The sequence below is a fragment of the Xanthomonas sp. LMG 12461 genome, assembly GCF_009192935.1.
Taxonomy (GTDB): Bacteria; Pseudomonadota; Gammaproteobacteria; order Xanthomonadales; family Xanthomonadaceae; genus Xanthomonas_A; species Xanthomonas_A sontii.
Genome location: NZ_NQYT01000072.1, coordinates 2,501 through 5,854 on the forward strand (window position 1 = coordinate 2,501; position 3,354 = coordinate 5,854).

Genomic DNA, 3,354 nt, shown 5'->3' on the forward strand with positions numbered 1-3,354 from the left:
ATGCCTTGGCGGTCAGAGGCGATGAAGGACGTGGCAGCCTGCGAAAAGTGTCGGGGAGCTGGCAACAAGCTTTGATCCGGCAATGTCCGAATGGGGAAACCCACTGCTTCGGCAGTATCCTGCAGTGAATACATAGCTGCTGGAAGCGAACCCGGTGAACTGAAATATCTAAGTAACCGGAGGAAAAGAAATCAACCGAGATTCCCTAAGTAGTGACGAGCGAACGGGGACTAGCCCTTAAGCTGGTATGGTTTTAGAAAAACAACCTGGAAAGGTTGGCCATAGAAGGTGATAGCCCTGTATTTGAAAGGGCCATACCAGTGAAGACGAGTAGGGCGGGGCACGTGAAACCCTGTCTGAACATGGGGGGACCATCCTCCAAGGCTAAATACTCCTGACCGACCGATAGTGAACCAGTACCGTGAGGGAAAGGCGAAAAGAACCCCGGAGAGGGGAGTGAAATAGATCCTGAAACCGTGTGCGTACAAGCAGTAGGAGCTCGCAAGAGTGACTGCGTACCTTTTGTATAATGGGTCAGCGACTTACTGTTCGTGGCAAGCTTAACCGTATAGGGGAGGCGAAGGGAAACCGAGTCTGATAAGGGCGCATAGTCGCGGGCAGTAGACCCGAAACCGGGTGATCTAGTCATGCCCAGGGTGAAGGTCAGGTAACACTGACTGGAGGCCCGAACCCACTCCCGTTGCAAAGGTAGGGGATGAGGTGTGATTAGGAGTGAAAAGCTAATCGAACCCGGAGATAGCTGGTTCTCCTCGAAAGCTATTTAGGTAGCGCCTCATATGTATCCTCTCGGGGGTAGAGCACTGTTATGGCTAGGGGGTCATCGCGACTTACCAAACCATTGCAAACTCCGAATACCGAGACGGACTGTATGGGAGACACACGGCGGGTGCTAACGTCCGTCGTGAAAAGGGAAACAACCCAGACCCACAGCTAAGGTCCCAAATTCACTGCTAAGTGGAAAACGATGTGGAAAGGCATAGACAGCCAGGAGGTTGGCTTAGAAGCAGCCACCCTTTAAAGAAAGCGTAATAGCTCACTGGTCGAGTCGGTCTGCGCGGAAGATTTAACGGGGCTAAGCAGTGAACCGAAGCTTGGGGTGCATCGCGATAAGCGATGCGCGGTAGAGGAGCGTTCCGTAAGCCTGCGAAGGTGGATTGAGAAGTCTGCTGGAGGTATCGGAAGTGCGAATGCTGACATGAGTAACGACAATGCGGGTGAAAAACCCGCACGCCGAAAGCCCAAGGTTTCCTTGCGCAACGTTAATCGGCGCAGGGTGAGTCGGCCCCTAAGGCGAGGGCGAAAGCCGTAGTCGATGGGAAGCAGGTTAATATTCCTGCACCTCGCGTAAGTGCGATGGAGGGACGGAGAAGGTTAGGTGTACCGGGCGTTGGTTGTCCCGGGGAAAGGCGGTAGGTTTGGATCTTTGGCAAATCCGGGATCCTTTAAGACCGAGCACCGAGACGAGTCTTTTAGACGAAGTCACTGATACCACGCTTCCAGGAAAAGCTCCTAAGCTTCAGCTTACGCAGACCGTACCGTAAACCGACACAGGTGGGTAGGATGAGAATTCTCAGGCGCTTGAGAGAACTCGGGTGAAGGAACTAGGCAACATGGCACCGTAACTTCGGGAGAAGGTGCACCCTTTTTGGTGGCTCGTGCGAGCTATAGCTGAAGAGGGTCGCAGAAACCAGGCCGCTGCGACTGTTTATCAAAAACACAGCACTCTGCAAACACGAAAGTGGACGTATAGGGTGTGACGCCTGCCCGGTGCTGGAAGGTTAATTGATGGGGTCAGCCGCAAGGCGAAGCTCTTGATCGAAGCCCCAGTAAACGGCGGCCGTAACTATAACGGTCCTAAGGTAGCGAAATTCCTTGTCGGGTAAGTTCCGACCTGCACGAATGGCGTAACGACAGCGGCGCTGTCTCCACCCGAGACTCAGTGAAATTGAAATCGCTGTGAAGATGCAGCGTTCCCGTGGCAAGACGGAAAGACCCCGTGAACCTTTACTATAGCTTTACACTGAACGTTGAGTTCGTCTGTGTAGGATAGGTGGGAGGCTATGAAACTGTGGCGCTAGCTGCAGTGGAGCCATCCTTGAAATACCACCCTGTCGTGCTTGACGTTCTAACCTAGGTCCGTAATCCGGATCGGGGACCGTGTATGGTGGGTAGTTTGACTGGGGCGGTCTCCTCCTAAAGAGTAACGGAGGAGCACGAAGGTACGCTCAGCGCGGTCGGACATCGCGCACTGTGTGCAAAGGCATAAGCGTGCTTGACTGCAAGATCGACGGATCAAGCAGGTACGAAAGTAGGTCTTAGTGATCCGGTGGTTCTGTATGGAAGGGCCATCGCTCAACGGATAAAAGGTACTCCGGGGATAACAGGCTGATACCGCCCAAGAGTTCATATCGACGGCGGTGTTTGGCACCTCGATGTCGGCTCATCACATCCTGGGGCTGTAGTCGGTCCCAAGGGTATGGCTGTTCGCCATTTAAAGTGGTACGCGAGCTGGGTTCAGAACGTCGTGAGACAGTTCGGTCCCTATCTGCCATGGGCGTTGGAGATTTGAGAGGGGCTGCTCCTAGTACGAGAGGACCGGAGTGGACGAACCTCTGGTGTTCCGGTTGTCACGCCAGTGGCATTGCCGGGTAGCTATGTTCGGAAGCGATAACCGCTGAAAGCATCTAAGCGGGAAGCGCGCCTCAAGATGAGATCTCCCGGGACACAAGTCCCCTAAAGGAACCATGTAGACTACGTGGTTGATAGGTCAGGTGTGTAAGTGCAGCAATGCATTGAGCTAACTGATACTAATGATCCGTGCGGCTTGACCATATAACCTCAAGATGCTTCCTCATAAGCATCCCTTAGCGCGACACACGTCGATCGCTCTCACTCGCTCGCTACATCACACCCCATGAGAGGCTGGCGCCCTGCCGTCCTCGGTCCAACAACCGAGAACACGCACGCGGCGACACTCCAACCGTCTCCCTGGTGAAATTAGCGCTGTGGAACCACCCGATCCCATCCCGAACTCGGAAGTGAAACGCAGCTGCGCCGATGGTAGTGTGGCTCAAGCCATGCGAGAGTAGGTCATCGCCAGGGGCTTTACCCCAAATCCCCGTCCCTCAAGGACGGGGATTTTTTATTGCGCGGGCGAAAAACCAACACGACGCGCCCAGGCGATGGAAGGCCGGGCGCACGCCCCGCGGCGACATGCCACCCGGGGGCTGCGCGCCGTACCCTCACCCCAGCCCCTCTCCCGGCGGGAGAGGGGCTCGGTTCCTTCTTCTCCCCTCGGGACCATGGCCCCCTTTGCGGGGGAAGGTGCACATC

At 55.2% G+C, this 3,354-nt stretch carries 2 rRNA genes (1 of these 2 running past the window's edge); both read left to right on the plus strand.

Going from position 1 to position 3,354, the window contains the following annotated elements:
- Nucleotides 1-2,853: ribosomal RNA gene (locus CEK68_RS17875) — 23S ribosomal RNA — on the plus strand; it begins 27 nt to the left of the window's first position.
- A gap of 155 nt (nucleotides 2,854-3,008) precedes the next feature.
- Nucleotides 3,009-3,123 (plus strand): 5S ribosomal RNA (gene rrf / locus CEK68_RS17880).
- Nucleotides 3,124-3,354 lie beyond the last annotated feature (231 nt).